At 66.4% G+C, this 755-nt stretch carries 1 protein-coding gene and 1 pseudogene; both read left to right on the forward strand.

Annotated elements, in window-relative coordinates; genetic code table 11:
* Positions 1-121 precede the first annotated feature (121 nt).
* Positions 122-604: a peroxiredoxin gene (locus tag DBR34_RS12110; RefSeq protein WP_128096978.1), complete on the forward strand. Its 483-nt coding sequence runs from the start codon at positions 122-124 to the stop codon at positions 602-604.
* 29 nt (positions 605-633) lie between these two features.
* Positions 634-755: pseudogene (locus DBR34_RS22870) on the forward strand (bacterioferritin); the annotation flags it as partial.

Consider the following 755-nt stretch of genomic DNA (forward strand, 5'->3'; position numbering starts at 1 on the left):
GGCTACGCTGGCCCCGGCAGCGCTGCTCTGCCGTTGAAATGGGTGTCCACGCGTTTTTTTCAACGTTTTGACGCCACCCTCCCACCCCGCTTACTACGCTGTCCGTGTCCAAGGAGTCCGCATGACCATCCACGTTGGCGACCGCATTCCCGAAGTCACCCTCAAGCGCATCCGCGAGGGCATGGAGACCATCGACACCCATGCCCTGTTCGACGGACGCCGGGCGGTGCTGTTCGCCGTGCCCGGTGCGTTCACGCCCACCTGTTCGGCCCGCCACCTGCCCGGCTATGTGGAGCACTTCGCCGATTTCCGCCACCGCGGCATCGACGTGTTCTGCATGGCGGTCAACGACCCGTTCGTGATGAAGGCCTGGGGCGAAAGCCAGCACGTGCCCGACGGCCTGCAGCTGCTGTCCGACGGCAACGGCGAGTTCACCCGCGCGCTTGGCTTGGAGATGGATGCCAGCAGTTCCGGCATGGGCCTGCGGTCGCGCCGCTTCGCGCTCTACGTCGAGGACGGCGTGGTGCGCCAGACCTTCATCGAGGCACCCGGCCAGTTCGAGGTGTCCTCGGCAACTTACGTGCTGGAGCACCTGCCCAGCTGATCCCACGCAACAAAGGAACCCGGCCAGCCATGTCAAAGCCAGCCAAGCAACCCAGCTCCGCCCCCGCCACTCCCAGCGCGCGTCCTGTTGGCATCAGCGATACCGCCACCCTGCGTGCCCGCGCGCGCAAGGACATCGAGGACGGCGCGAT

Origin of the sequence: Stenotrophomonas sp. HMWF003 (assembly GCF_003061285.1) — a bacterium.
Lineage (GTDB): Bacteria > Pseudomonadota > Gammaproteobacteria > Xanthomonadales > Xanthomonadaceae > Stenotrophomonas > Stenotrophomonas maltophilia_AP.

Coding starts and splice junctions, on each gene's coding strand:
- DBR34_RS12110 (WP_128096978.1), top strand. CDS start 122: ATGACCATCCACGTTGGCGACCGCATTCCCGAAGTCACCCTCAAGCGC.